Consider the following 26,344-nt stretch of genomic DNA (forward strand, 5'->3'; position numbering starts at 1 on the left):
CATAAAAATAATGAGACGTCACTACACACTCTACTGGGTGCGCTGGACATAATCGTTACGGAGCCGGACGCTCAGGATGTCGTAACCCTCTGTCCGGTTTTTCTCTGAAACGCTCATTCTTTGCGAAGATAGTACTGAAACGCCTGAATCCACCCACCTTATTCCGCACTGCGGAGCGCTGGGTCTTCAGCCCTTCAATCTATAGCTATATCGAGGAGCACGATGAGCACGGACATCACTATTCCACAGAATCTCTTGCCAGCCGACGGCCGCTTCGGAGCCGGTCCGTCCAAGGTTCGCGCAGAGCAAGTCCAGGCGATTGTTGAGGCAGCGGATTCCCTCCTCGGCACCTCGCACCGTCAGGCTCCGGTGAAGAACCTCGTTGCATCGGTCCAAAACGGACTGAAAGAAATGTTCAACGCACCAGCAGGATACGAAGTATTGCTGGGCGTCGGCGGCGCCACCGCCTTCTGGGATGCGGCCGCTTTCTCGCTGGTTCGCAACAAGGCACAGCACCTGTCGTTCGGTGAATTCGGCTCCAAGTTCGCCAAGGCGACCGACAAGGCGCCGTTCCTGGCTGCCTCGACCATCATCACCAGCGAACCGGGCAGCGTTCCAGTTCCATCGGCCGAAGCCGACGTCGATGTCTACGCCTGGCCTCACAACGAGACTTCCACCGGCGCTGCAGCCCCGATCAAGCGCGTAGCGGGCGCCAACGATGATGCGCTGATGGTCATCGACGCCACCAGCGGTGCTGGCGGACTGGCCGTGGACCTGGCTGAAACCGACGTCTACTACTTCGCCCCGCAGAAGAACTTCGCAGCCGACGGCGGCCTGTGGATCGCGTTCGTCTCCCCGGCGGCCATCGCGCGCATCGAGGAAATCGCCGCAACCGACCGCTGGATCCCGGATTTCCTGAATCTGAAGACCGCCCTGGACAACTCGCTGAAGAACCAGACCTACAACACGCCCGCGCTGACCACGCTGGTGATGCTGGATTCCCAGATTAAGTGGATCAATTCCAATGGTGGACTCGCTTGGGCCGCCAAGCGCACCGCAGAGTCCGCGGCAAAGGTCCAGGCTTGGGCCGAAGCCTCCGATATCGCTTCGATGTACGTAGCAAATCCAGAACACCGCTCCAACGTCATCTCCACCGTCGATTTCGACGACAAGATCGATGCCACCGCCATCGCCAAGGCGCTGCGCGCCAACGGCGTGGTCGATGTGGAGCCTTACCGCAAGCTCGGCCGCAACCAGCTGCGCATCGCGACCTTCGTCGCGATTGATCCCAGCGATGTGCAGGCTCTGCTGAACTGCATCGATTACGTCATCGAGCAGCTGTAGCCCGCGCGAAGCACGAAACCACATGAGTAGGGGCTCGGACCATTTTGGTCCGAGCCCCTACTCATGTGGTTGCTTGAGTGCTAGCCGTCCTTGCGTGCACGGTTGCGCTGCGCTGCGCGGCGTCGAGCAGCAGTGCGCTGGGCAGTGCGTCGGCGGCGAACTTGGCGTCGTGCCGGCGACTTTAGTGCCTGCGCCGCATCCTCGTCCTCGCTGTCCGATTCCTCGTCAGCAGCGAGGTCGTCCTGTGCAGAAGTGGAGTCGTCTTCGCCTTCGAGTTTTTCCTGCGGCTGCCCCGAGCTCTGGTCATCTCCCGCTGCGGACGCTGGCTCCCCCTCGGAAGGCTGCTCGCCGTCAGCGGTTCCCTGCTCAGCCTGCGCTGCTTCAATCTCTTCCTTGGCCAAGCGATCTGCCCACGGAACCCATGCGGGAGCCAGCAGCGAATCCTCGCCGGCGATGATCCCGACCTCGCACACAGTCAGATCCTTGGCTTTGGCCCGTGGCACCCGAGCGAGCGTCGCGAACCATGTCCAGCCCTGGTATCCCTTTTTATGGGAGATAAATCTATGGGTGACAAGTCGCTCACCCTCGGCCGTGACGCCGAGGTGTTCGCCAATTTCGGATTCCCCGGCGATTTCGATCAGGGATAGCCGCGCGGTATCGACCGCTTCAGCGAGGATGGTGTCCAGCTTGGGTTTACGGGCCATTATTTATGCGTCCAGATCGTCGGCTACTGCGCGGAGCACGGTAGCTACCTTTTTGCCGTATGCATGTTCAGGATAGCGCCCATTGCGCAAGGTATTCGAAACGCTGTCCAGCAATTTGATCAGGTCCTCGATGACGACGGCCTCAGCTTCGGGTTTCTTGCGCTTGGCGCGCGCCACCGACGGGGCGGCTTCCAGCACCCGAAGGCTCAGGGCCTGCGGGCCTCGACGGCCTTCCGCGACACCGAATTCAAGCCGGGTTCCCGGGCGCAGCTCATGCATGCCGTCCGGCAGAGCCGCTGCGTTGACGTAGATCTCTTTGCCGTCTTCTGCGGTAATGAAGCCGAAGCCCTTGGACTTCTCGTACCACTTAACCTTGCCGGTAGGCATGTTGTAATACCTCGTTCGTTTCTCGTGCGTAGCTACACGGCCGAGGCCTGCTCAGCGCCATGCGTTTTCATGTGTTCGCTTCCGCGGAGCTTTCGCCGGGCGATGAAAATTCTTTTCCCGGGTGCTCAACGTACGGAGTCGAATCAAGTCGTTTAACTTTGATTATGTCATTCATCCCGACACAAAATCATCTTGGGCACTGTTCGACTCGCGGGCTCCTCCTTCTGGACGGCAACGGTAAAGTAGAAAGAGTGAGCACCTTATCCGTCGCCCTGTCCGTAGTTTCTCGTCTAGCCATTGGCGTTGCCGCTGTTTCCACCTTGGCGTTGGCCGCGACGCTAGTGCTCTATTTCCAAGAAATCAGCATCCCTCCATTCCTGATGGTTCTGGGAGTCTGGGGCCTTCCGGTAGCCTTCCTGCTGGGCATTGCGGTGGTCATCGGCAATATCATTCGGCGGCGCAGCAACTAGTTTTCCGCCCCAGCTTTCATACAGGCAGCTCCCAGACTTCTTAGGCAGACTGGGGTTCATGAGTGCAAAAACCCCAGAGGCAAAACTTCTCGTTGTCGATGACGAACCGAATATCCGCGAGTTGCTGTCCACTTCCCTGCGCTTCGCAGGATTCGAAGTTGTTTCCGCAGCCAACGGCCGCGATGCCCTGGCAGCGGTTGAAGCCGAAGAGCCGGATCTGGCAGTGCTCGACGTGATGTTGCCGGACATGGATGGATTCACCATCACCCGCAAGCTGCGCGCTGCCGGCCGCCATTTCCCGGTTCTGTTCCTCACCGCACGCGACGACACCTCGGACAAGGTCACAGGCCTGACCGTAGGCGGCGACGACTACGTCACCAAGCCTTTCAGCCTGGACGAGGTCGTAGCGCGCATCCGCGCAGTCCTGCGCCGCACTTCGTCGGGCGAGGAAGAGAATGCCACCATCGTCGTGGCCGACCTTGAACTGGACGACGATGCCCACGAAGTCCGTCGAGCCGGCGAGATCATCGACCTCTCACCGACCGAATTCAAGCTCCTGCGCTATCTGATGATGAATCCGAACCGCGTGCTTTCCAAGTCGCAGATCCTGGACCACGTGTGGGAATACGACTTCAACGGCGACGCATCGATCGTCGAGTCCTACATCTCTTACTTGCGCCGCAAAGTCGACCGCCCTGAGTGGCCTGCCCTGATCCAGACCAAGCGCGGCGTCGGCTACCTGATGCGCACCCCGGATCGCCGATAACGGCGCCCGCCCACGAACAAGGGACTTGTAAAGTCATCATATGAAGTCGATTCGTTCCCTCTGGCGGCGCACCACGCTGCGCACCAAGCTGGTGACAGTGATGTTCGGGCTGATGATCCTGGCCATCGTAGCCACGGCTGTGGGCTCTGCCCATACGCTGCGGATCTCGATGACCAATCAGATCGATGACCAGCTCGTCGCCGCCGGACCGACCATGGGACTCGGGCTGAACAAGGCCTACCTGTATTCGGTGGATAATCCGGGGAATCCAGACGGCTTCAAGGACTTCGACCCGACGCTGCTGGGGCTGAACAGTTCCTACGCCGATATCCGCGATGAAGACGGGAAAATCGTCTACATCATGCCACGCTCCCGAGTGTCGCCGAGCACCGCCTTGGATTCTCCGTTGCTGAATATAGCCAACATCGACAAGCTGCTGGAGACCCCGAACAAGCCAGTAACCATCCCCGGAATCCAGTCGAACTCCGCCGGGTGGCGCACCATGGTCATTCCGCTCAAGAGCAGCAGCCTGAACCTGTTTCTGGCAATCCCGCTGAGCACCGTGAATAACACTGCCCAGCAGGCTGCGGTACTGGTGCTGTCCACCGGCTTGCTCGCGGCCTTGGTCATGTCCATGATCGCCTATGCGCTCACCACACGGTCGCTGAAGCCGCTGACGAAAGTGGAGCGCACCGCGTCCATGATCGCCGCCGGTGACCTCACCCAGCGTGTGACCGACTATCCTGCGGAGACGGAAGTCGGCAGGCTCTCACGCTCGCTGAACTCGATGCTTGCGCAGATCGAGAAGGCATTCAAGGACCGCGAGGCTTCCGAGCAGAAAATGCGCCGTTTCATCCAGGATGCTTCCCATGAGCTGCGCACTCCGCTGGTCACCATTCAGGGCTACTCGGAGTTCTACCGCCACGGCGGGCTGGCGAACCCCGAAGCCCTCGATTCGGCCATGGGTCGCATCGAAAGCGAATCCAAACGCATGGCGCAGCTCGTCGAGGACCTGCTGATGCTGGCCCGTCTCGATGAGCAACGGCCGATGGAGAAGCAGCCCGTCGACCTGCTGGTCCTTGGACAGGACATCGTGGAGGATACCCGGGTCCGCGCCCCGGACCGCAAAGTCACCTTGGTGGGACTCTCCAGCAACCAGCCCAGCCCGGCAAGCACCGTCGGGGACGACGCCCGTATCCGGCAGGTCATTGCCAACCTGCTGACCAATGCGCTGCGATACACCCCCGAAGGCACCCCGATAGAGATCGCAGTGGGGGTGAGGTCGCTGGTGGCCGGAGCCCTCGACGCAGTGCTTGAGGTCCGCGACCATGGCCATGGCATTCCTGAAGACGATGCAAAACGGATCTTCGAGCGCTTCTACCGTTCTGATGCCTCGCGCCAGCGGGAAACCGGCGGCTCCGGCCTCGGGCTGGCGATTGTCGCGGCCATTGTCCAACAGCACGGTGGCTCCGTGTCCCTGAGTGAAACCGAAGGCGGCGGCGCAACCATGGCCATCTCGTTGCCCTACGTTCCGATGCCGGAGCCGCGTGACGATGACGACTTCGAGTTCGAACCGGACCACGGCAAGGCGTAGCCCGGTTGTCCACAACCGGGCGTCGGCTGGTTCTGCTGCTGCGGCGTGGTTCCTATCGTTAGGTCATCGAGATCCGATGAAAGGCGAGCAGGAATCATGAGTACGTTCTCCACCAACACCGGCGAAATGCAGGCCAAGTCCCAAGCGGTCATGGGCACCATCGACCGCCTCCGGTCGGAAGTCGCCACGATGCAGATGAATTTGGACCAACTGCAGGGCACCTGGCAGGGGGCGGCCGCCACGTCATTCCAGTCTATTGTGGCCGAATGGCGAAGCACCCACCTGCGCATCGAAGAAGCCTTGGGCAACATCGCCACAGCGTTGCATCATGCCTCGGCGCAGTATGAGGAAGTCGAACAGGTCAACACCTCGCTGTTCCGCTACTGAGCGGCACGTCCCAGCGAAATCAGCGTTAATGCAAAAAGACACCGGCCGCTGGAACATCTTCTGGGAAGACGTCCAGCGGCCGGTGTCTAAGCGTTGGCTACCAGAATCAGGCCTTGCGGCGGCGGAGAACCATGGCGGCTCCGGCCAGCATCAGCAACAGGCCTGCGCCGGCAGCCGCCAGCAGAGCACCGCTGAAACCGGTTTCAGCCAATTCATTCTCAGAAGCCTGCGGCTTCGCATCGCCCTTGGCAGCTTCGGAGCCGGTGTTCTCCGGCTTCTTGTCAACGGTACCGGCCGGCTTGATTTCTACAGGCTTCTCGGACGGCTTGGCCTCCGGTTTTGCTTCGGGCTTCACTTCCGGCTTCTCGCCCTCGGGCTCGGTGCCTTCTTCACCGAAGTAAAAAGCCAGGAAATCTTCGAGCCACTGCTCATCGCCGGGGAACTCGGCCCAGATTGATTCCAAGAGCTCTTCAAGCTCCGCTTCGCTGGTCACGCCGTCCAGAAGGTAGGTGAGCACGAACACCAAGTACTCTTGGCCGTCTTCAGTGGCGAAGAATTCTCCCCACTGGGCGTCGGTCCAGTCTTCAGCCTCTGCAGGAAGACGATTCATCATCTCTTCGAGGAACTGCAGGTCCTCATCGGACATCTCCGGATCTTCTGCACCGAATTCTTCCTCGATCAGCTGCAGCAGGAGCTGTCCATCTTCAGTTTCATAGTAAGCATCCCACTGGGCATCATCCCAGTCTTCGCTACCCTCAGGCAGCAACGCATCAACCTTTTCCCAGAAAGCCTGTTCCTCATCGGACATATCTGAATCCAGATCTCCGAACTCGTCCGACAGCTGCTGGACAGCCGCGGATTCGAGGAAGGAAGCCAAGGGAGCGTTGTCACGTTCGGTGCCCTCGCTGTCACCAATCTCGGCCGTTTCCTCAGTTGCAGCGGAGGTCTCGTCCTCTGGCTGGGTTGCATCGGTCTCGGTGCCCGTTGCCGGATCCTGCACAACGGTCGATTCCTCAACTGGTTCGGTCGTAGCAGTCTCCTCCAGCGGTGCAGCCGGAGCAATTTCCTCGGCGCTGTCCTCGGCTGGAGCCTGCGGCTCCTGAACCACGGCCTGCTCTGCTGGTGCTTCCGCGGCAACATCTTCGACGATGCCAGCCGGCGCTTCAACAACTGGCGGCACAGTCTCAACGACAGTCTCGACAGCAGGCTGCGCTACTGGGACCACAGGGGTCGCCGGCACTGCCGGCGCAGTCTGGGTTTCCGGCTGCTCAACGGTGATGCTCTGGATCGAAGCGTCCGTGGTTTCGGTGGCCTGTGCCGGTGCGGCGGAGACGAGAAGTCCCGAAATGACCGCTGCCGAAAGCAGGGTGGTATTGACCTTAGGCGACATAGTGTCTCGATTCCCCAAAGAAGTCACAGGCAGACCGCGGGATGCCGGGGCGTTCCGCTTCAGTGACGATAGATTTCTGGCCTGTGAAAGTGCTGAATGATTAAGGTACAACCTATCCGAAGAAGTGACCGCCGCCAAGTAATTCATCGTGTCTTACAACAAGAGTTTGAATAACGGCATTCCGGACTCCCCGCGGTGATTCGCAACGGATTCGAGCACGTAGGCTAGAACGCATGAGCATCCTGATCGACCCACCGTCATGGCCTGCCCATGGAACGCTCTTTTCGCATCTGGTTTCCGATGCGACGCTGGATGAACTGCACGCCTTCGCCCGTGCGCATCAGCTGCCCGAGCGCGCATTCGACAAGGACCACTACGACGTTCCGCAAGCACGCTATTCCGAGCTGGTGCAAGGCGGCGCGCGCGAGGTTTCAGCCGGCAGCCTGGTGCGGGCGCTGATCGCCTCCGGGCTGCGCATCCCTGCCAAGTACCGCCCGGAGAAGCTGGGGCCGGTACTGGCTCGGCGATGGGCCCGTACTCTGCCCACCGAGCCCCAACTGGGGCGGGAGCTGCTGGAGCGCTGGTCCCAGTCGCACCGCAGATACCACGACCGGGTTCACCTGCTGTCCGTGCTGGAGGCGTTGGACTGGCTGGCCAAGGACCAGACCGACGGCGAGGAACGGATGCTGCTGCAGCTTGCCGCTTGGTTCCATGACGCGGTGTACGAGGGTGCATCGGATGACGAAGCGAAGTCGGCGATCCTTGCCCGAGAGCGCCTCTACGGGCTGCTGAGCCCCGGTGCAGTGTCCAAGGTCAGCGAGCTGGTGCTGCTCACTGCGGGGCATTCCCCCGGCGACCACGATCGTCTGGGCCGGATCCTGTGCGACGCGGATCTAGAGGTGCTGGCCCGCCCGCACCCGGCCTACCAGCGCTACGCGCAGGCGATCTACCAGGAATACGCGCATTTCCCGCGGCCTGCCCTGGCCGCCGGACGGATCAAGGTGCTGGGTTCGCTGCTGGAAAAGGACAACATCTACAGCACCGCGCGCGGCATCGACCGCTGGGAAACCGCGGCCCGCGACAATGTCGGCGCTGAAATCTCCGTTCTGCGCCTCTGGCTCGGCGAATAGATTTCAGCGGTTAAAGGCCTGTGGCCCGTTTCCGGCAAAGGAAACGGGCCATAGGCACCAGATGGTCTCGGCGTACTGCCGAGCCGGGCGGGAAGCTTAGAAGCCGCCCATTCCGCCCATGCCACCCATGTCGTCACCGGCTGGTGCGGCGCCGGCAGGAGCTGGCTTGTCGGCGACAACGGCTTCGGTGGTCAGGAACAGGCCTGCGATCGAGGCAGCGTTCTGCAGAGCCGAACGGGTCACCTTCACCGGGTCGTTCACGCCTGCTTCCAGCAGGTCGACGTACTGGCCGGTGGCGGCGTTCAGACCGTGGCCGGCAGGCAGGCCCTTGACCTTGTCGGCGACAACGCCTGGCTCCATGCCGGCGTTCAGCGCGATCTGCTTCAGCGGGGCTTCGATGCCGACGCGAACGATGTTCGCACCGGTAGCCTCGTCGCCTTCCAGCGACAGCTTCGCGAAGGCAGCTGCGCCAGCCTGGATCAGGGCCACGCCGCCGCCGGCGACGATGCCCTCTTCAACTGCGGCCTTGGCGTTGCGCACGGCATCTTCGATGCGGTGCTTGCGCTCCTTGAGCTCCACCTCGGTGGCTGCGCCGGCCTTCAGCACGGCGACGCCGCCGGAGAGCTTTGCGTGGCGCTCCTGCAGCTTCTCGCGGTCGTAGTCCGAGTCGGTGTTCTTGATCTCGGCTGCGATCTGGGCCTTGCGGCCTTCGATGGCGTCGGCTTCGCCGCCGCCTTCAACGATGGTGGTCTCATCCTTGGTGATAACGACCTTGCGGGCGGTACCCAGAACCTCCAGGCCAACGTTGTCCAGGGACAGGCCGATTTCCTCGGAAACAACCTGGCCGCCGGTCAGGATGGCGATGTCGGTCAGCATGGCCTTGCGGCGGTCGCCGAAGCCCGGAGCCTTGACGGCAACGGACTTGAACAGGCCGCGGATCTTGTTCAGGATCAGGGTGGCCAGGGCTTCGCCCTCGACGTCTTCGGCGATGATCAGCAGCGACTTGTTCGACTGCATGACCTTCTCCAACAGGGTGACCATGTCCTTGACCGAGGAGATCTTGGAGTTCACGATGAGGATGTACGGGTCCTCCAGCACGGTCTCCTGGCGCTCTGCGTCGGTGACGAAGTACGCGGAGATGTAACCCTTGTCGAAGCGCATGCCCTCGGCCAGCTCCAGCTCAAGGCCGAAGGTGTTGGACTCCTCGACGGTGATGACGCCCTGCTCGCCGACCTTGTCGAGAGCCTCGGCGATCAGGCCGCCGATCTCGGTGTCGCCCGCGGAGATCGAAGCGGTGGCAGCGATCTGCTCCTTGGACTCGATCTTCTTGGCGGCGGCGAACAGCTCGGCGGTGACGGCCTCTACGGCCTTGTCGATGCCGCGGCGCAATGCGATCGGGTCGGCGCCGGCGGCAACGTTGCGCAGGCCTTCCTTCACCAGGGCCTGGGCGAGAACGGTTGCGGTGGTGGTGCCGTCGCCTGCGACGTCGTCAGTCTTCTTGGCAACTTCCTTGACCAGCTCTGCGCCGATCTTCTCGTATGGATCCTCGAGCTCGATCTCCTTGGCGATGGACACGCCATCGTTGGTGATCGTCGGGGCACCCCACTTCTTTTCCAGAACTACGTTGCGGCCGCGTGGGCCCAGGGTCACCTTTACGGCGTCTGCAAGGGTGTTCAGGCCGCGCTCAAGTCCGCGGCGTGCTTCCTCGTCAAATGCAATCATCTTGGCCATAGTGGCTTTCGGTCCTTTCGGGACGATTTTGCGAAAATGCAACCGACAGACAGCGCCCGCGACGGACGAGTGCAACGACTGGGCATCGGGCCGGCAGCCGCGTCAGCTCTCGCTATCTGAGGTATTCTTCACGCTCCGTGCGAAGCGGTGCATGGCGCCGGACCGGCCGCGGATGAAACGCGAAAAGCCGATCGGCGTTAGCAGTCGCAACGCATGAGTGCTAATACAAATATTGGCACTCTCGCCCTGCGAGTGCAAGCCGATCGGCTCACAGCGAAGCAATTGGATATTGCGCAGTTATCGTACTTCGAGGGTGTCGTCCGCGCCCATCACCACGGTCACCCGGTTGGGAATGTTCTGGGTCTGCAGAACCTCGTCGATATTCAGCGCTTCAGCGGCTTTTTCGGCCGTGGTGCGGTAGGCCTCCGAGGTGTAGTACACGGTGGAGGTCTCGGCCGGGCGGGTCCAGTTGCTTGCGGTGATGTTCGTGAATCCGGCGTCGGTCAGGGCTTCCTGGCCGGCCGAAGCGATGCCTGCGATGCTGGCGCCGTTGTAGACGCCGATCAGCTGGCCGAACAGCACGTCGTCGTCGTCGATGGTGCTGGATGCTGACGGGGTGGCGCTCTCGGTTTCGCTCGGGCTGGCGGCGGCGTCCTCGCTCGGGCTGGCGGTGCCGGTCGCGGTGGTGTTGGGGACGGATCCGACGATCGGCTTCAGCCCTCCGGGACCGAAGAAGTAGGCGAACGCGCCCACCAGGACAACAAGAACGGCTGCAATGACTACCCAACGAAGTTTCCCACCGGTCCTCGTGGAGGCGGCAGACTGCGCCCACCCGTTGGCGTGGTGCGATCCCACACGGGTGTTGAACTCCGGAACGCGATCGAATTCGTCACGTGGGTAGTTGGTCATTCTTGTCCTTGCTCGAGGTCTGACTGGTCGCGGCCGGTTCCCGGAAACTAGCGTCCGGAGCCGGCGGTACCGCTCACACGACGTCTGGTAGAACGAAGTCTACGCAGGCGTTTGACCAGCATTGGGTCGTAAGCCAACGCCGCGTCCGTCTCAATCAGCTGGTTCAGCAGCTGATAATAATTCGTCGGCGACATGGAGAACTGTTTGGTAATCGCCTGTTCCTTGGCGCCGGCATACTTCCACCACAACTTTTCCATGTTCAGGATCTGCTGGGAACGCTCGTCGAGCTCGGAGTCGGGATTCATTACGAAATCCACCAGTACTTCCCCCTCGGCCATGCGTCCACACCTCTTTCCTTCACCCGGCAAAGTCCGGTCTCGGCCCTGCGTTTTGCTCCACCATTGGCGGACATACCACCGATATTCTAACCAACTCGCCTGTGCTGCGCCGCGCCTGCCAGAACAGCCACGCCAGAATACCGGCAGAATGGATGCCATGGACAACCTGCAGCCATCCCTCTTCGGCGACCCGGAACCGGCGCCGATCCCCCGCTACGAGCCCGGGGATTTCCCCTTCCACCACGGCGCCCAGTCCATGGCGGAGCGCGGATTCATCGCACAGGACTGGGTCCCGGTACTGCAGCCGCTTGATGACAGGCTCCGGGCGATCGCCGTTGAACTGGCCGGGCACAGCGCCGCCGGAGAGCAGATCCTCCCGGAGCCGCACGTGATGTTGCGCGCACTTCGCATTCCGCTGTCGCAGGTGCGCGTCGTGCTCATCGGCCAGGATCCGTATCCGACGCCGGGCCACGCCAACGGCCTGGCCTTCGCCGCCCAGGCTTCGGTGCGCCCGCTGCCCCGCTCACTGGCCAATATCTACAAGGAGCTGAACGACGACCTGGGCATTGCCCCGGCGGCGCATCCTGACCTCAGCGCCTGGCATGAACGGGGAGTCCTGCTGTTGAACCAGTCGCTGTCGGTCCAGGCGGGAAATGCCGGGGCGCACCAGCGGCTGGGCTGGTCCGCCGTGGTCGAAGCGGTCATCGCAGCATTGAACCAGCGTGAGAACCCGCCCGTCGCCCTGCTCTGGGGCAGGCACGCGCAGAAGCTGGCCGGGCTGATGGACCGGATGCCGCAGCTGGCCAGCGCCCATCCGTCGCCGTTGTCCGCCTCCCGCGGGTTCTTCGGTTCCCGGCCCTTCTCGGAAATCAATCGGCGACTGTCCGACTCCGGACAACCGCCGATCGACTGGTCTCTTCCTGCGTTGTAGCCGCGCCTAGCGACGGCGGATCCGCCGCCGCTCGCGTCGCGCGCTGGAGGTCAGCGGGCGGCACAGGGTGTCGCCGAAGACCACGCCGCCGGCGATGGAGAGCATGATCGCGAAGGCGTTGAACATCTCCACCAGGCCGCTGGACATGTCGCTGGCGTCGAACACGATGGCGTACATGGCCCGGAAGATCATCAGGCCGGGCAGCAGGAACATGACCGCCGGGGCCGCGATGACCAGCTGCGGGGAATGCAGCTTGTCCGCCGCGAAGCGCGCCGCGAAGCCGATGACCGTGGCCACCACCGCCGGGGTAGCCCGCGCGCCCAGCCCGATGTACTCGCACAACAGCTGGACCAGGTAGCCGCCGACGGCGATGCCGGCGGTGGGCAGCAGCAGCTTCACCGAACTCTGCTCCGTGACGGCGCCGGCGATGATCGCCACCGCCACCAGGACCACCAGCAGCCACGCCGGGTATTCGGTCTTGACGATCTGGTGCACGTCCACGCTCTCCCAGCCCAGCACCGAGGAAATCACCAGCGCCGTGGAAATGCCGGAGACGATGGCCGTATAGGTCAGCCCCGCGGAGAACAAGCGGCCCACGGAGGTCACAGGGAATCCGTTGATCGCGTCCTGCAGGGCGGAGACGAACCGTCCAGAGGGCAGCAGCAGCAGGATTCCGCCGGAAACCACCAGCGCCGGATCGATGGGCGCATGCAGCTCATAGCTCACCAGGGCGATGCCGGTGACCACGAACGTGGAGGCGGCGATGGTGAAGAAGGCCGGCACGCGCCACCGGGCACCGTAGCGCCCGATCTGCGAGACGATCGAGGATGAACCCATGGCCACCAGCGCACCGAGCCACGAGCCGCCGATGAACAGCACGAAGGCCGCGGCGAATACCGCGTTGCCGCTGGCCACGATCCATCGCGGGAAGGGCTTGGGCCTGTTCAGGATCAACTTGAGCCGCTTGGCGGACTCGCTGCGCGAGACACCGCCTGCGATGATGTCGGAAACCAGCTGGTGCACCAGGACCAGTCCGGCGTAGTTCGCCGTGGAGGAACGCACCACACGCAGGATCGAATAGCTCTCGGCGTCCGGCGGGCTGTAGTTCAAGTGCAGCGACTGGTTGGTGATATCCACGTCCAGATAGCTCAGCCCCAGCGCCGCAGTGACCGCGATGATGCTGGTCTCCACTTCCAACGCACCGGCCCCGTAGCGGATCAGCGTCTCGCCCAGGTCCAGCGCGAATTCCAGCGTGCGGCGAGCCGAAGCGTCCTGGTCCTTGTTGACCTTGGGGTTTGCGTAGGGGGTGCCCTGCAGGCGGTCAACGATGTTCAGCGCCTGGGTCGGAGGGGCAGTGGAGATCCACATCTTGGCCAGCAGGCTGCGGGCCACCGGGTTCGCCCGCGTCGGCACCAGGGTGATGCCTTCATCCGTGGTGTGCACCCGGCCGGTGCGCGATTCGGGATCCGAGGCAGGGGCCGCGGCGACGCTGGCGCTGACCGCGGTGTTCAGCGGTAGTTCCGAGGCCGTCGGCTCCTCATGATGCCCGGGTTCGGCAAGCTGCCCCATCTTGATTTCGCTGGTGCTGATCTTCGGCAATGCGCCGACAACAGGATCTGGATCGTCCCCTGCACCCCGTGGAATTCCGGACCACTGGTCGTTGTTCAGCTGCGCCACGGATCACCCTCCCGAAACGTTCGATGTTGCATGTAAATCACGATACAACCCGAGTTCTGGAAGTTGCTGGGGAATCCGCCAAATCACGGCGTATCGCCGAACACATTCGGGCGCGCCGCAGCCAAGGGAATACTTCTGCAGCCAGACAGGTTACGCACAGTGGAAAAGTAGATGCAAATGCATGCAACAAATCGAGAGGCCGAACCCATGAACACCACCGTGCACCTTCCGCAGGTCGGGGCCGAGACCTTCGGGGATATCACCGAGGACGCCAACGGCATCCCGCTGACCCACGCGCAGGTGATCCGCAATGTGCTGGCCGAGGGGCAGAAGGCCGAAGAGGTCGGATTGGACTTCTTCGGAATCGGGGAGCACCACCGCGACGACTTCTCGGTCTCCTCCCCCGAGACGGTGCTCGCGGCACTGGCGGCGACAACGCAGAATATCAAGCTCGGCACCGCGGTCACCGTGCTCTCCAGCGACGATCCGGTCCGCGTCTACGAACGCTTCGCCACCCTGGACGCGCTGTCCAGCGGCCGCGCGGAAATCATTGCAGGGCGCGGCTCATTCATCGAGTCCTTTCCGTTGTTCGGGCTCGACCTCGAAGACTACGAGGAACTCTTCGAAGAGAAACTGGCCCTGATGGCCAAGTTGCGCCACGGGGATCCGGTGTCGTGGTCCGGGCGCCACCGCGCCGCATTGCGCGGCCAGCAGGTCTACCCGTTGCTCGAAGGCAAGCCGCTGACCACCTGGGTCGGCGTGGGAGGCAGTCCGCAGTCCGTTATCCGCGCCGCACGCCACGGCCTGCCGCTGTTCCTGGCCATCATCGGCGGCCAGCCCGCAGCCTTCGAGCCGCTGGTGGACCTGTACCACCGGGCCCTGAAGGAGTTCAGCGAACCCGAGCAGCCGGTCGGAGCCCACTTCCACGGGCTCGTGGCCGACACCGATGAAGAAGCCCTGGAACTGCTCTGGCCGCACTACCAGCGCAGCATGAACCGGCTGGGAGCCGAGCGCGGCTGGGGTCCCGCCAGCCGAATCCAGCTGCAGGCGGCGATGGGTCCGCAGGGCGCCATGATGGCCGGCAGCCCGGAGACGGTGGCGCGCAAGATGGCCAAGGCGGTCACCACCCTCGGACTGTCCCGCATCGACATCAAGTACTCCGCCGGATCACTGCCCCATGAACACCTCATGAAGAGCATTGAGATGCTGGGAACCGAGGTCAAGCCGAGGATCCATGAGCTGCTCAGCGCAAGGCAGGAAAACTAGCAGGCACCCGGATACGAAAAAAGCCACCGCATTTCTGCGGTGGCTTTTTGCTGGTGGATCTTACTGGACTCGAACCAGCGACCTTTCGCGTGTGAGGCGAACGCTCTAACCAACTGAGCTAAAGATCCATCTGCGCTGTCCGTTTCCGGTTCAGCACCTAGATAATCCTAGCCGTATTCCGACCTCCGTTCCAAATCGTGCCGAAACGGCCCCGTCCCGGGCCGCTTCGGCAGCCTGGAACACCATGCGGTCCGGGAACCAAAAAATCTTCAAAACGACCGGTGACAAGCCCTGAAAAACGGTGGCAATTCGTTTATTTAGAGTTCACTTCAGAGCCGTCGTTTCAACTTGTCAAAGTGCACTTTCAGACCGCATAATTTTTCTAGCTCATCGAGCTCAAACTGGGCCCTACAAGGAAGCTGCCGGAAGCCGCCGGCAACGGTCCCCTCAAGGCCAACGAAACCGCCGAACGGATTTTTCTCCGGGAAGCAAAGCCACTTTTTCGTTCGTTCTTAGCTTTTTTAGGACCGTACCCCAGTGTTTGAAAACCTGACTTTTGCCTTGTCACGCCTGTCTCCAAATGAGGCCCAACGTGCTGAATTGGCTGGCCTGTACACCCTGGTCGATGACCGCTGGCACCAGAAAATGGACCGCGCCCGCGCAATCGTGACCGTCCGCGACGGCGCGCTCCTGGTCGCCGCCGGGGTGGTGCACGATTCGATCATCGCCCCGACCAGCGCCATGGACGCGCTCGAGCTCGGATCCATGGCGGTGCGCCCGGACTACCGTCGCATGGGCATCCGCCAGCATGTCGCTGCGCTGCGCCTCGAATTCGCTCTGCAGGCCGGAGGCACGCCGATCACCATCATCGATTCGGCGAACCCCGCCTCGTGGGCGTACTACGAACGATCCGAGCTGTGGGAGCGCGAGCGCACCTTCGAGCAGGACGGGCAGACCAAGTTCATCTACCGGGCCACCGACGCCGCACGCGACTGGGCAGCCGGACTGCCCCAGTCCGTGCCCGCCGCACCGGATATCGCCCTGGTTGAGCTGCCGGCCGCAGACTCCCCCGCACCGGTATCGCTGCAGTCCGCGCTGGAACAGGCGGTGCAGGCCCAGCCGGCGCCGTCACTGGCCATGGAACTAGGCGCTGAGCTGAGACAGCTTCCCTCGCTGGTGCCCACGCTGCACATCGGCCCGGAAGCCGAAGATGCCGACCCGCAGTTCCCGGGGCTGGGCGTGGAGGCGCCGGAGAACGACTGGCTGGGAACCACCAGCATCGATCCGGCGTACTAGAAGAGCGCGTCCTGCTGTTCGTCCACCGCTTCGTGGCCGGGCAGCGGGACCACTTCTCCGGCTCGGCGAGCGCGGGCGGCCTCATGCAGGTCGATCGGGGTGACCTTCAGGACTTCGTCCACCATCGCGTTGAGGAACTGCGGCGCGGCGATATCCGAAGGTACCGGCGAGTGCACGCACTTGACCTGCGGGTTCTCTGCCTCGTCATCCCAGTCCACGAGCAGCAGCCCGGTGGCGCTATAGCCGAAGCCGTCGCCGAAATCGCGCAGCTTGCGGATCATGTCCACCGTGCGCCGGAATGCCGCAGGTTCGCTGTCCAGGATCGTGGCGCGCTGGACGAAGAAGAACCCGACGGCGGCCAGCGGATAGCGGGCGCGCAGGTTCGCGGCGTCCCCGTAGGCTTCCTCGTAGCGGTTGGACAGGTTCTTGCCGAAGGACGAGGTCATCGCCTTGGTGCTCAGCAGCAGTTCCGGCCCGGTGGACCAGTGGGTCATCACCACGTCGGTCTGCTTCATGTAGGCCCGGCCAAGGATCCGCGCATCGGTGCTTCCCGCCTTGCCCGCCATGATGGCCTCGTGCACTTCCTCGGAGAGGCGTTCGGGCAGCCGGCGCAGCAGCTCCAGGATGTCTTTGGAGAGCACGCGCGGCGCCTCGGTGCGCGGCCAGACCAGGTCGGCGTCGAATCCTGCGCGGCGCAGTTCGTGGGCCAGCCAGGTGTCCACGCCCTGGGCGAAGCGCCCGGAGCGGGTGGCTGCTTTGGAGCGCACAGGGATGCTCAGCAGGCGTTCGAGCACGTCGTAGGAGGGATTGAAGTCCTCGGTCACCGCGCCGTTGCGGATCCAGGGCGAGTCCTTGGCGGCGGACATCAGCGTGGTGTCGAACTCCGCAAAAGCGAGGGTCTTTTCAATCGCAGGGTTTGCCACGTCTAGTTTTTCACCGTCTTACTTCGTGCCTTCCGGCGATCCAACATGTCGGCGCGGGCCTGGTGCACCGCGGCGATCGCCCCGGGGTTCAGGCCCAGCAGCTGTTCCAGGACAATCCCGTCGACCAGCGCGGTGGCTTCGGCCTTGCGGCCGTGGGCCAGGTGCTCGCGCACCTGGTCCTTGACAGCGCGCAGCGCCGGGGCATGGGCTGCGACGGCGGGCGCTGCGGGCACCGGCAACCGGTCCGCTTCCCGCGGCTCGAGCTTGAGGATTCCGCCGCCGTAGGAGCGTCCCACCATTTCCGCTCCGAGCATGCTCAGCGTATTCAGCGAAGCCAGCGGCAGCAGCTCGCGCCCGAGTTCGCGCACGTCGGCGCCCAGGTAGACGCCGTGGATGGAGTTGATGTGGTGCACCGCGGCCTCGTTGGCGGTCAGCCGCGGGGTGTCGGCGTTCATGTAGGTCATGAACAAATCCGGCACTGACAGCAGCGGCACCCGCCACCAGGGGCTGCGCACCCTGCACTTGTAGGCGCTGTCCACCGCGAGAACCTGGCCGGCGTGCACCATCCGGTGCCCGGCAGCAGAGGGCTGCGCGGCGGGCCGGAAGAGGTAGGTGGCGCTGCCGTGGTCACCGAGCCGCTCCCACTGCTCGGTATCCAGCTCCAGGCCGCGCAGGTGCCGGGACCCCGGGGGCGAGATGCGCACCAGGTCCTCGGGGGCCAGGCCGAGCTCGCTCACCTGGGCCGGGGACAGCGTGAACCATTTGTTGTTGCCGGTCACCGCGCCCAGCGAGGTCTCGCCCCAGCTCTGCAGCGGCGCGAAACGGCCTGAGGCCAGCGCCTGGTCCAACACGCCCTGCGCCTCGAGGCCGACCAGCGATCCGGTCCAGCGTTCCGAGGTGCTGGCCGGGGTGTGCTCGATGCCGTCGCCCAGCCGGTCGAGGTCCGCGGCGTTGCGGAACTGGTGCAGGCGCAGCGCGGTGCTGGAGCCCTGGCCGTAGCCTTCGGCCAGCAGCAGCACCACTTCCTCCTGCGCGTCGGCGAACAGGCGTTCTTCGAAGACCGCCAGGTGCACCCGCTCGAAGCGTTCGAGCAGCATCCGGCGCACCGGTGCCGCATAGTTCACGAACATCAGCTCGGCCGGCAGCACCAGGGCCATGCGTGCGCCCGGAGCCAGGAAGCTGGTGGCGTGCACGACGAAGGCGGCCCAGATGCTGGCCAGCTCGTTGAGTTCGACGCCGGCCTCGCGGGCGGCGGCGCGGGAGAGCCGCCGGTCCTCGCCGCGGTGCAGCTGGTAGCGCACGTAGGGCGGGTTGCCGATGACCGCGTCCATGTCATGGGTCCCGGCGACGTGGAAGAAATTCGCGTGGATGATCTGCGCGGCGGCGCCCTGCCGGTCGAGCACCGCACGGGCCGCCTGCACCGAAGGCTCGTGCAGCTCGATGCCGAACAGCTCCACCGAGCCCCGGCCGTCGTCCACGATGTCGTGCGCGGCGGCGAGGAACTGCGCCTCGCCGCAGGAAGGCTCAAGCACCCGGTGCCCGTGCTCGCCCAACGCCCACTGGGCCATGAAGCGTGCTACGGGTTCCGGGGTGAAGTACGCACCGCGGGCGTGGCGCCCTGCAGGGTCCTGCTTGGTCGTTTCTCTACTCAACACACATCGATCTTTCCATGGCATCCGGACAGAATGGCCGGGCCGGGGAGCTTGGCCTCCAGGGGCGATCCACTTATTCTACGCAACCGTGCGGGGGCCGTTCCTAGTGCGCGGCAACCGGCTTGTTCTTGCCCAGCAGCTTCTTGATCCCGAGGATGACAGCCGTCAGCACCGAGCCGATGATCAACCCGGCCAGGCAGGAGAAGGCGGTATTCACGAGCCAGCCCAGCACGCCTCCGGCGGCACCGGTGGCGTCGTGGACCAGCACCTCGACGTGGTGCACGAAGCCGTAGGGTGCGTGCCACCCCAGTTCGTCCGTGCCGGTCAGCAACAGGTGCCCGCCGACCCAGAGCATCGCGATAACGCCGACCTTGCCCAGTACCGACATCACGATTGGCATGCCCTTGACCAGGCCTCGGCCGAGTTTCTGCGAGAACTGGCGCTGCTTCTGCGCCAGCACCAGGCCGATATCGTCCATCTTGACGATCAGGCCCACCGCGCCGTACACCAGCACGGTCATCAGCACCGCCACGGCCACCAGGATCAGTGCCCGGGTCAGGAACGGCTCATGGGCCACCTCATTGAGCGAGATCACCATGATCTCGGCCGAGAGAACGAAGTCGGTGCGCGTTGCCGAGCCGATGATGACCTTCTCGTCGCGGGCCTTGCCTTCTTCGGCGACGCCGTGGTGGCCGATCAGCCCTATGGCTTCGAGGATCTTTTCCGCGCCCTCGAACACCAGGTAGGCGCCGCCGACCATGAGGATCGGGGTGAGCGTCCAAGGCAGGAATGCGGACAGCAGCAAGATGGCCGGCAGGATGAACAACAGCTTGTTGCGGATCGAGCCGACCGCGATCTTCCAGATGATCGGCAGCTCGCGCTTGGGAGAAATTCCGGCGACGTACTGCGGGGTGACCGCGGCATCGTCAATCACCACACCCATGGCCTTGGTGCTGGCCTTGGCCGCACCCAGGGCAATGTCGTCCAGCGACGCGGCCGTGACCTTGACCAGCGCGGCAACGTCATCCAGCAGGGCTACTAGGCCACCGGCCATGATTGGTCTCCTTGAAATTGTGGTGTCCGGTCGCGCAGTTCCGCGCGCCGGAAAATACCGTTGCCCCAATTTTAGCGAGCGGGGCCCGGTCCACGGACGATTTCATCCAACTTCCAGCGAGTGGTTAGGCACGTTTGCCGTGTTCGGTCCGGCGCAGGGTGCCCAGGAAAGCCGCAGTCAGCAAAAAATCCCCGGAATTCTGCACTTATGCAGCGCTCCGAGGATTTATTCGAGCCCCCTACCGGATTCGAACCGGTGACCTTCAGTTTACAAGACAGACGCTCTGGCCAGCTGAGCTAAGGGGGCGTACCGCATAAGAATATCGGAGAACCCGGCCACTGTGCGAATTGAGCGCGTCACCGCTTTAAATGCCGGAAGGGGGAAAGCCGTCGCTGGCTTTCTCCCCTCCGGTCGTGGTGCGAGATCAATATGGAATTCTACCCGATCCGCACCTGCTCTCCGCTTACCCGGGCGGATTTACTTCTTGTTCGCCTCGATGGCAGCGTTCACCACGGTCGGGAAATCGTCCTTGGCCAGATCCAGGACCTTGCCCTGGACCACCAGGGTCGGGGTTCCGCTCACGCCGTCATATTTGGCCACGTCGGTCGTGTACTGGACGAACGGGCGGAAAGTGCCCTCGTCGATGCATTCGGTGACCTTCTTGCTGGCGCCGGCGGCAATCGCCATCTCGGACAGCTGGGCGTTCTTCATTTCGCCCTGCTCGTAGTGGCCCCAGATCGCGGTCACGAACGGCATGTAGGCTGCCGGGTTGTCGTTGGCGACACAGGCCAGCGCGTTGGCCCCGCGTGAGGAGAAGTTGGTCGGCGAGCCGCCGTCCAGGTAGCCCACGGTACGGTACTCGATGCTGACATCCCCTGCCGCCAGCCACTCATTGAGCTGGGGCCCATAGGTGGCTTCAAAGTCCGCGCAGTGCACGCAGTTCACGTCGGCGTACATGGTGATGTTGACCGGCTCGCCCTTCTTGCCCACGGTCAGATCGCGGGGTTCTGGGGTGGCGGGCAGCTGTGCAGGAACTTCAAGGGCCGTCACGTCGATGTTCTCGACGGTCCGCTCTCCCAGCGTAGTCGGCGAGGTGACCACGATGCCGCCGGCGGCGTTGCCGCCGGCAGGAACAGCTCCGGAATCTGCAACCTTGGCATTGTTGTTCTGCACGATCAGGGTGACGACCAGGGCGATCACGAGGATCACTGCACCGAGCACGCCAAGCTTGACGAACAGCGACTTGCGCTTGGCAGCCGACTCCTGTGCGGCGCGCATCTGCGAAGCCTTCTCGCGGGCACTTGCCGTGCGCTCAGCCTTCGAAGGCCGCGGATTATTCGTAGACATAAATTCAATGGTTCCTTGCTCAGCGGAAAACTGTCATCTGCAGTCAAGCTTAGCCAATGTCGGCGCTCGATTTGCCTCGTTCGTGGATAATCACACACGTTCACAGGCAGCACATATGCTCCACAAACAGTTGGCAAAGCGCGCCTTTTAGCAGCGGGATGAGTCCGGCTTGGTCAGGCCGAAATACTGGCTCTGCCGGAGTTACGCTGCATGACCACCCCCGCCACGTTGTTTACGTCACTATTGATGTAAATGCTGGGGATAATTCCGTTGCACCCGATATTTCATTAGGCTCAGGGCATACAGCAATAAACTTGCAGGGTAGAGACTTGCTCAGGACCCGGGTTTCGAAAACCACTGGTTTGCAGGTTGAGGATTAGGCCAGGAGGTTTATCGTGAGTAGCTCGACGCAGGGGGATCGCGCCAGCACCGCATCCGATTTTGTGGTGGTCGCCAACCGACTGCCCGTTGACAGAGTCACTAATCCGGACGGCACCCAAGGATTCCGGCGTTCGCCCGGCGGTTTGGTTACCGCGCTGGAACCGGTCATGGCTGCTTCCGAGGGCGCTTGGGTCGGCTGGCACGGCGGAGTCGACGAAGAATTGGACAGCTTCGACAAGGACGGTATCCACCTAGTGCCGGTGCCGTTGAGCGAAGACGACCTGGAGCTTTACTACGAGGGTTTCTCGAACTCCACTCTCTGGCCGCTCTACCATGACGTCATCGTCCCGCCGTCGTATCACCGCACCTGGTGGGACCGCTACAAGAAGATCAACCAGCGCTTCGCGGATGCAGTTCTGCGTATCGCGGCACCCAATGCCACGGTGTGGGTACATGATTACCAGCTCCAGCTGGTGCCGCGTCTGCTGCGACTGGCAAGACCCGACCTGAAGATCGGCTTCTTCCTGCACATCCCTTTCCCTGCAGCGAGCCTGTTCTCGCAGCTGCCTTGGCGCAAGCAGATCCTCCAGGGGCTTGCCGGCGCCGACCTCGTGGGCTTCCAACGTGAAACCGATGCCTCCAATTTCCTGCGCTGTCTGCGCCGATTCACGGATTACCAGACCAAGGGCCGAGAGGCGACCCCTTCCCTGGAGAACGACCTGCAGAATATCTGCCGTGCAGATGCCCACCCGATCTCCATCGACTACGAACAGATCCAGAGGCTGTCCCGGGACCCGCAGATCATTGCCCGAGCCGCCCAGATCCGCCATGAACTGGGCAACCCGAAGACCATCATGCTCGGCGTGGACCGTCTGGACTACACCAAGGGCATCCGGCACCGGCTCAAGGCCTACGGCGAGCTGCTGGCCGACGAACAGCTCCAGGCTGGTGAAGTGTGCCTGATCCAGGTGGCCAGTCCAAGCCGTGAAAATGTCGGAACGTACATCGAACTACGCGACCAAGTTGAACTCATGGTCGGGCAAATCACCGGCCAGCACGACACCCTCAGCCACACCACGCTGCGTTACCTGCACCATTCCTATCCCCTGCGCGAGATGATCTCCCTGTACCTGGCGGCCGACGTGCTGCTGGTCACGGCTTTGCGCGATGGCATGAATCTGGTCGCCAAGGAATACGTGGCGGCCCATCAGGACGGCCGAGGCGTGCTGGTGCTCTCCGAGTTCACCGGCGCCGCCGACCAGCTGACCCAATCCGTACTGGTCAATCCCCATGACATCGACGGGATGAAGGTCAAGATCATGGAAGCGGTCAATATGGATGAAACCGAACAGGCAAAGCGCATGAAGCGCATGAACCACCATCTGAAGGAATTCGACGTGGCCGGCTGGTCGGATCGGTTCCTGTCAGAGCTGGCGGAAATCAACTCGAAGTCCGCCCCGGCCAAGGAGAATGTTGCCCGCGCCTAGCTCGCCGCAGACTTGCGAAACCACCGCCCCCGAAGGATGCCCCCAGAACGTGTCACCTCTTTCACAGCAATTGTCCGCTGCGCTGCAGGATTTCGCCGGCCATCCCCGGGTGCTGGTTGCACTCGATTTCGATGGAACGCTCTCCCCGCTGGTCGACCGGCCGCAGGATGCCAGGCCGTTGCCCGAATCCGCCGAATTGGTGGAGCAGCTGGGACAGCTGGCAGGCGTTTTCACCGCAGTAATTTCTGGGCGCAACCTGCAGTCCCTTTCGGAGGTCTATCCGGAGCCGCTGCCGGCCATCCGTATCGGTTCCCACGGCGCTGAACGGCTGGTTCCCGAACAGTTCGCTGGCGGGTGGTCGGATGCCTCGCTCAGCCTAGAGCAGACGCAGCTGCTCGGCATACTGACCGACCGTCTGCAGGCCATCGCCGACAGGCACGAGAACGTGAATCTGGAATTCAAGCCCTCGGCTACTGTCCTGCATGTTCGCCAAGCCAGCCCGGAATCGGCGCAGACGGCCATGTCCGAAGCGCTGGAGTCCTTGCAGGAGCTGAAAGGCGTCAAGTTGATGTCGGGCAAGGCAGTGCTTGAGGCCTCGGTGCTTAACGTCCACAAGGGCGAAGCGCTGGCCTGGCTGCGCCGCACCTTGAATGTCCAGTCGGTGCTCTTCGTCGGCGATGATGTCACCGACGAAAACGGGTTCAAGGTGTTGACCGAAAACGACCTTGGGGTCAAGGTTGGCAGCGGACCCACCGCGGCGACGCAGCGTATCAATTCGCCGTTCGAGGTTCCGGACCTTTTGAAAAGTCTGATTTCCATGCGAGACTAGCAGTGTCCCAATTCACTTTCACTTCGGATCGTCGGGCACGTACCTGCCCGTGAAAGGATTGTCGTTATGGCAACTGTGACCTTTGAAAAGGCCACCCGTATTTACCCGGGCGCTCTTGTGCCATCCGTCGACGGAATCGACCTGGAAATCGCCGATGGCGAATTCCTGGTTTTGGTCGGCCCCTCGGGTTGCGGCAAATCAACCACCCTGCGCATGCTTGCAGGCCTGGAGGAAGTAAACTCCGGCCGTATCCTCATCGGCGACAAGGACGTGACCAACGTTCCGCCCAAGGACCGCGACATCGCCATGGTCTTCCAGAACTACGCACTGTACCCGCACATGACTGTCGCCGAGAATATGGGTTTCGCCCTGAAGATCGCCGGCGTCGACAAGGTCGAACGTGCCCGACGCGTGAAGGAAGCCGCGCAGCTTCTCGACCTTGAGCAGTACTTGGACCGCAAGCCGAAGGCTCTGTCTGGCGGCCAGCGCCAGCGTGTGGCCATGGGCCGTGCCATTGTGCGCTCGCCCCAGGTCTTCCTCATGGATGAGCCGCTGTCGAACCTCGATGCAAAGCTGCGTGTCCAGACCCGCACCCAGATCGCATCATTGACCCGTCGTCTGGGCGTCACCACCGTGTACGTGACCCACGACCAGGTCGAGGCGCTGACCATGGGCGACCGCGTCGCAGTGCTCAAGGATGGCGAATTGCAGCAGGTCGGCACCCCTCGCGAACTGTACGACCGTCCGCGCAACGTCTTCGTCGCGGGCTTCATCGGATCGCCAGCCATGAACCTTGTGCAGCTGGAAGCAACCAATGGCCAGATAGAGCTCGGCAACATCGTCTTGAGCGCTTCAGGCGCCGTTGGCGGCACGACGCTGGGCATCCGTCCTGAGGACATCGAGTTCGTTGGCGAAGGCGAGGGTCTGGAGATCACCATCGACGTTGTCGAAGAGCTTGGCGCCGATGCCTATGTCTACGCCACTGCCGAACTGGCAGGCAAGCCGCAGACCATCGTTGTCCGCGTCGATGGCCGCACCCCGCCGGCCCGCGGCCAGCGGCTGAACATTGCTCCGAAGCTGCAGCACGTTCACCTGTTTGATACAGCAACAGGTCTGCGACTTGGCTAGTCCAAAGAAACATTGATGTACGACCAAGGGCTCGGATCCGCACGGATCCGAGCCCTTGGTCTTTGGCGACATCTCTGGCTCTTGAAGCCCCATCAAGGCCGTCTACGCTTTGTTAAACATCGAAGGCCCCGAGATAACTCGGGGCCTTCGGCACATTGTGCCCGGCGATGACCTACTCTCCCACACCCTCCCGAGTGCAGTACCATCGGCGCAGTGGGTCTTAGCTTCCGGGTTCGGTATGGGACCGGGCGTTTCCCCCACGCTATGATCGCCGTAACTCTAACCCGCACAGCTTGGCTGTGGGAAAACTACGGTGTCATCCGCGATTGCGACAACTCCATAACTATAGCAGGATCAACGGCCTCCACGCCAATCAGGGGACTCCCTCGGCCGTGTGGCCTTCGCCATACAAACTTTCATGGCCAAGAATTCCCAGCAAGCTTCAGATGCCTGCCTCAGGCCCTTACACTGCGTCGGCTAGCCCAGGCCACCTTCCTAGTTCCGGATTGGGTCTGAGCACAATCTGAACGGGTACAGGCGGCTTCGCGCCTCGCCTGGATCGACCATGCCAGGGTATGGGGGCATTGAAGAATGAATCAGGGTGCTCGTCTTCCACAAATGGCACCGAGAACGGTTCATCGCGTTGCGGGTGAGAACGAATGCAGCAATTGGAATTGCGAGACCATAACCCTGTTTTTGCCCTCGTTGTCCCCTGCGGCAGCCAACAGCGAAACGCCGCCGGGGCAGCTCCCCCGCACCCTCACGCCCGGCCACGATGCCGGCCAGCAGGCAATCCTGCCGAGAAAGCACGCCGCCGCCACCAGGCAGCCTTTTAAACAGGGAAGGCCCCGACACACTGTGCCAGGGCCTCCCCGTTAACCACGTGCGGCCCCGGACCAAGTCCAGGGCCACACATCTTCAAGTTAAGTCCGGCGGTGACCTACTCTCCCACACCCTCACGAGTGCAGTACCATCGGCGCAATGGGCCTTAGCTTCCGGGTTCGGTATGGGACCGGGCGTTTCCCCCACGCTATGACCGCCGTAACAATCACGAAGCACACAAACCACAGGTGATCCGGCACTAACGTCCTGCAAAAAAATCTTTTGGTTTCGAGGTTGTTGTCTCGTAACCGCATAGTGAACGCGAACAGCAAAAAATGAATTTTGTCGACACACAATCTTATAGTGTGTTGTAAGTCATCGGCCTATTAGTACAGGTCAGC

The 26,344-nt window shown here is 62.7% G+C and carries 23 protein-coding genes, 2 tRNA genes and 2 rRNA genes; 12 read left to right on the top strand and 15 right to left on the bottom strand.

Going from position 1 to position 26,344, the window contains the following annotated elements; translation table 11 throughout:
* The first annotated feature begins 222 nt into the window (after positions 1–222).
* A complete protein-coding gene (gene serC / locus IEY43_RS13400) occupies positions 223–1,344 on the top strand; it encodes a phosphoserine transaminase (RefSeq protein ID WP_188949079.1) in 1,122 nt (373 codons plus the stop codon).
* Positions 1,345–1,424: 80 nt separating this feature from the next.
* Here the strand turns inward: serC and IEY43_RS13405 are convergent, their stop codons facing one another.
* Together IEY43_RS13405 and IEY43_RS13410 are read right to left on the bottom strand one after the other, a co-directional pair.
* On the bottom strand, positions 1,425–2,048 hold the full coding sequence (locus IEY43_RS13405) for a DUF3027 domain-containing protein (protein ID WP_188949080.1): 624 nt from the start codon (positions 2,046–2,048) through the stop codon (positions 1,425–1,427).
* Positions 2,049–2,051: 3 nt separating this feature from the next.
* A complete protein-coding gene (locus IEY43_RS13410; protein ID WP_047118284.1) occupies positions 2,052–2,435 on the bottom strand; it encodes a cold-shock protein in 384 nt (127 codons plus the stop codon).
* Between the two features lie 251 nt (positions 2,436–2,686).
* Between IEY43_RS13410 and IEY43_RS13415 the strand changes: the two genes are divergently transcribed.
* The 4 genes from IEY43_RS13415 (at position 2,687) to IEY43_RS13430 (ending at position 5,652) form a co-directional block, all read left to right on the top strand.
* A complete protein-coding gene (locus tag IEY43_RS13415) occupies positions 2,687–2,905 on the top strand; it encodes a hypothetical protein (RefSeq protein WP_188949081.1) in 219 nt (72 codons plus the stop codon).
* A gap of 58 nt (positions 2,906–2,963) precedes the next feature.
* Positions 2,964–3,671, top strand: coding sequence for a response regulator transcription factor (locus tag IEY43_RS13420; protein WP_047118282.1), 708 nt, complete (start codon positions 2,964–2,966; stop codon positions 3,669–3,671).
* A 40-nt stretch (positions 3,672–3,711) separates the two neighbouring features.
* The gene (locus IEY43_RS13425; RefSeq protein WP_188949082.1) at positions 3,712–5,265 is read left to right on the top strand and encodes a sensor histidine kinase; all 1,554 of its coding nucleotides are present in this window, start codon (positions 3,712–3,714) and stop codon (positions 5,263–5,265) included.
* Positions 5,266–5,361: 96 nt separating this feature from the next.
* Positions 5,362–5,652, top strand: a complete 291-nt coding sequence (locus tag IEY43_RS13430) for a WXG100 family type VII secretion target (RefSeq protein ID WP_188949083.1) — start codon at positions 5,362–5,364, stop codon at positions 5,650–5,652.
* A 106-nt stretch (positions 5,653–5,758) separates the two neighbouring features.
* On the opposite strand, the gene IEY43_RS13435 is transcribed toward IEY43_RS13430, so the two are convergent.
* On the bottom strand, positions 5,759–7,189 hold the full coding sequence (locus IEY43_RS13435; protein ID WP_188949084.1) for an LPXTG cell wall anchor domain-containing protein: 1,431 nt from the start codon (positions 7,187–7,189) through the stop codon (positions 5,759–5,761).
* Positions 7,190–7,275: 86 nt separating this feature from the next.
* Here IEY43_RS13435 and IEY43_RS13440 point away from each other — a divergent pair, with 86 nt between their 5' ends.
* Positions 7,276–8,172, top strand: coding sequence for a DUF4031 domain-containing protein (locus tag IEY43_RS13440; protein ID WP_188949085.1), 897 nt, complete (start codon positions 7,276–7,278; stop codon positions 8,170–8,172).
* Between the two features lie 96 nt (positions 8,173–8,268).
* Here IEY43_RS13440 and groL read toward each other — a convergent pair whose 3' ends face one another.
* The 3 genes from groL to IEY43_RS13455 all read right to left on the bottom strand — a co-directional run bounded on the left by groL (position 8,269) and on the right by IEY43_RS13455 (position 11,150).
* Positions 8,269–9,903 carry a chaperonin GroEL gene (gene groL, locus IEY43_RS13445; RefSeq protein ID WP_188949086.1) on the bottom strand — a complete coding sequence of 545 codons (1,635 nt, stop codon included), beginning with the start codon at positions 9,901–9,903 and terminating at the stop codon, positions 8,269–8,271.
* Positions 9,904–10,200: 297 nt separating this feature from the next.
* Positions 10,201–10,812 (bottom strand): LytR C-terminal domain-containing protein, encoded by a 612-nt coding sequence (locus IEY43_RS13450; protein WP_188949087.1) that lies wholly within the window; start codon positions 10,810–10,812, stop codon positions 10,201–10,203.
* A 47-nt stretch (positions 10,813–10,859) separates the two neighbouring features.
* The gene (locus IEY43_RS13455) at positions 10,860–11,150 is read right to left on the bottom strand and encodes a DUF3263 domain-containing protein (RefSeq protein ID WP_188949088.1); all 291 of its coding nucleotides are present in this window, start codon (positions 11,148–11,150) and stop codon (positions 10,860–10,862) included.
* Positions 11,151–11,307: 157 nt separating this feature from the next.
* Here IEY43_RS13455 and IEY43_RS13460 point away from each other — a divergent pair, with 157 nt between their 5' ends.
* Complete coding sequence (locus IEY43_RS13460) at positions 11,308–12,081, top strand: uracil-DNA glycosylase (RefSeq protein ID WP_229777404.1); 774 nt, start codon at positions 11,308–11,310, stop codon at positions 12,079–12,081.
* Positions 12,082–12,087: 6 nt separating this feature from the next.
* Here the strand turns inward: IEY43_RS13460 and IEY43_RS13465 are convergent, their stop codons facing one another.
* Entirely contained in the window at positions 12,088–13,758 is a 1,671-nt protein-coding gene (locus IEY43_RS13465) for a threonine/serine exporter family protein (RefSeq protein ID WP_229777405.1), read from the bottom strand.
* A gap of 207 nt (positions 13,759–13,965) precedes the next feature.
* On the opposite strand from IEY43_RS13465, the gene IEY43_RS13470 reads away from it, so the two are divergent.
* The gene (locus tag IEY43_RS13470; RefSeq protein ID WP_188949089.1) at positions 13,966–15,024 is read left to right on the top strand and encodes an LLM class flavin-dependent oxidoreductase; all 1,059 of its coding nucleotides are present in this window, start codon (positions 13,966–13,968) and stop codon (positions 15,022–15,024) included.
* A 51-nt stretch (positions 15,025–15,075) separates the two neighbouring features.
* Here IEY43_RS13470 and IEY43_RS13475 read toward each other — a convergent pair.
* Positions 15,076–15,152 (bottom strand) — tRNA-Val (locus IEY43_RS13475).
* Between the two features lie 409 nt (positions 15,153–15,561).
* Here IEY43_RS13475 and IEY43_RS13480 point away from each other — a divergent pair.
* The gene (locus IEY43_RS13480) at positions 15,562–16,320 is read left to right on the top strand and encodes a GNAT family N-acetyltransferase (protein ID WP_188949090.1); all 759 of its coding nucleotides are present in this window, start codon (positions 15,562–15,564) and stop codon (positions 16,318–16,320) included.
* On the opposite strand, the gene IEY43_RS13485 is transcribed toward IEY43_RS13480, so the two are convergent.
* The 5 genes from IEY43_RS13485 to IEY43_RS13505 all read right to left on the bottom strand — a co-directional run bounded on the left by IEY43_RS13485 (position 16,317) and on the right by IEY43_RS13505 (position 21,296).
* Positions 16,317–17,243, bottom strand: coding sequence for a hypothetical protein (locus IEY43_RS13485; RefSeq protein ID WP_188949091.1), 927 nt, complete (start codon positions 17,241–17,243; stop codon positions 16,317–16,319). The genes IEY43_RS13480 and IEY43_RS13485 overlap by 4 nt on opposite strands.
* Before the next feature lie 2 nt (positions 17,244–17,245).
* Complete coding sequence (locus IEY43_RS13490; protein ID WP_229777406.1) at positions 17,246–18,895, bottom strand: HsdM family class I SAM-dependent methyltransferase; 1,650 nt, start codon at positions 18,893–18,895, stop codon at positions 17,246–17,248.
* Positions 18,896–18,998: 103 nt separating this feature from the next.
* A complete protein-coding gene (locus IEY43_RS13495; protein ID WP_188949093.1) occupies positions 18,999–19,949 on the bottom strand; it encodes a DUF808 domain-containing protein in 951 nt (316 codons plus the stop codon).
* A gap of 232 nt (positions 19,950–20,181) precedes the next feature.
* Positions 20,182–20,255, bottom strand: a tRNA-Thr gene (locus tag IEY43_RS13500).
* Between the two features lie 171 nt (positions 20,256–20,426).
* Positions 20,427–21,296: a thioredoxin domain-containing protein gene (locus IEY43_RS13505; RefSeq protein WP_188949094.1), complete on the bottom strand. Its 870-nt coding sequence runs from the start codon at positions 21,294–21,296 to the stop codon at positions 20,427–20,429.
* A gap of 395 nt (positions 21,297–21,691) precedes the next feature.
* On the opposite strand from IEY43_RS13505, the gene IEY43_RS13510 reads away from it, so the two are divergent.
* The 3 genes from IEY43_RS13510 to IEY43_RS13520 all read left to right on the top strand — a co-directional run bounded on the left by IEY43_RS13510 (position 21,692) and on the right by IEY43_RS13520 (position 25,121).
* Complete coding sequence (locus IEY43_RS13510; protein ID WP_229777407.1) at positions 21,692–23,164, top strand: alpha,alpha-trehalose-phosphate synthase (UDP-forming); 1,473 nt, start codon at positions 21,692–21,694, stop codon at positions 23,162–23,164.
* Between the two features lie 49 nt (positions 23,165–23,213).
* Entirely contained in the window at positions 23,214–23,993 is a 780-nt protein-coding gene (gene otsB / locus IEY43_RS13515; protein ID WP_188949095.1) for a trehalose-phosphatase, read from the top strand.
* A 66-nt stretch (positions 23,994–24,059) separates the two neighbouring features.
* Positions 24,060–25,121 (top strand): ABC transporter ATP-binding protein, encoded by a 1,062-nt coding sequence (locus IEY43_RS13520; RefSeq protein ID WP_188949096.1) that lies wholly within the window; start codon positions 24,060–24,062, stop codon positions 25,119–25,121.
* A gap of 159 nt (positions 25,122–25,280) precedes the next feature.
* Here the strand turns inward: IEY43_RS13520 and rrf (IEY43_RS13525) are convergent.
* Positions 25,281–25,397 (bottom strand): 5S ribosomal RNA (gene rrf, locus IEY43_RS13525).
* A gap of 651 nt (positions 25,398–26,048) precedes the next feature.
* Positions 26,049–26,165: ribosomal RNA gene (gene rrf, locus IEY43_RS13530) — 5S ribosomal RNA — on the bottom strand.
* Between the last annotated feature and the right edge of the window lie 179 nt (positions 26,166–26,344).

Origin of the sequence: Glutamicibacter protophormiae, from assembly GCF_014647495.1 — a bacterium.
Taxonomy (GTDB): Bacteria; Actinomycetota; Actinomycetes; order Actinomycetales; family Micrococcaceae; genus Glutamicibacter; species Glutamicibacter protophormiae.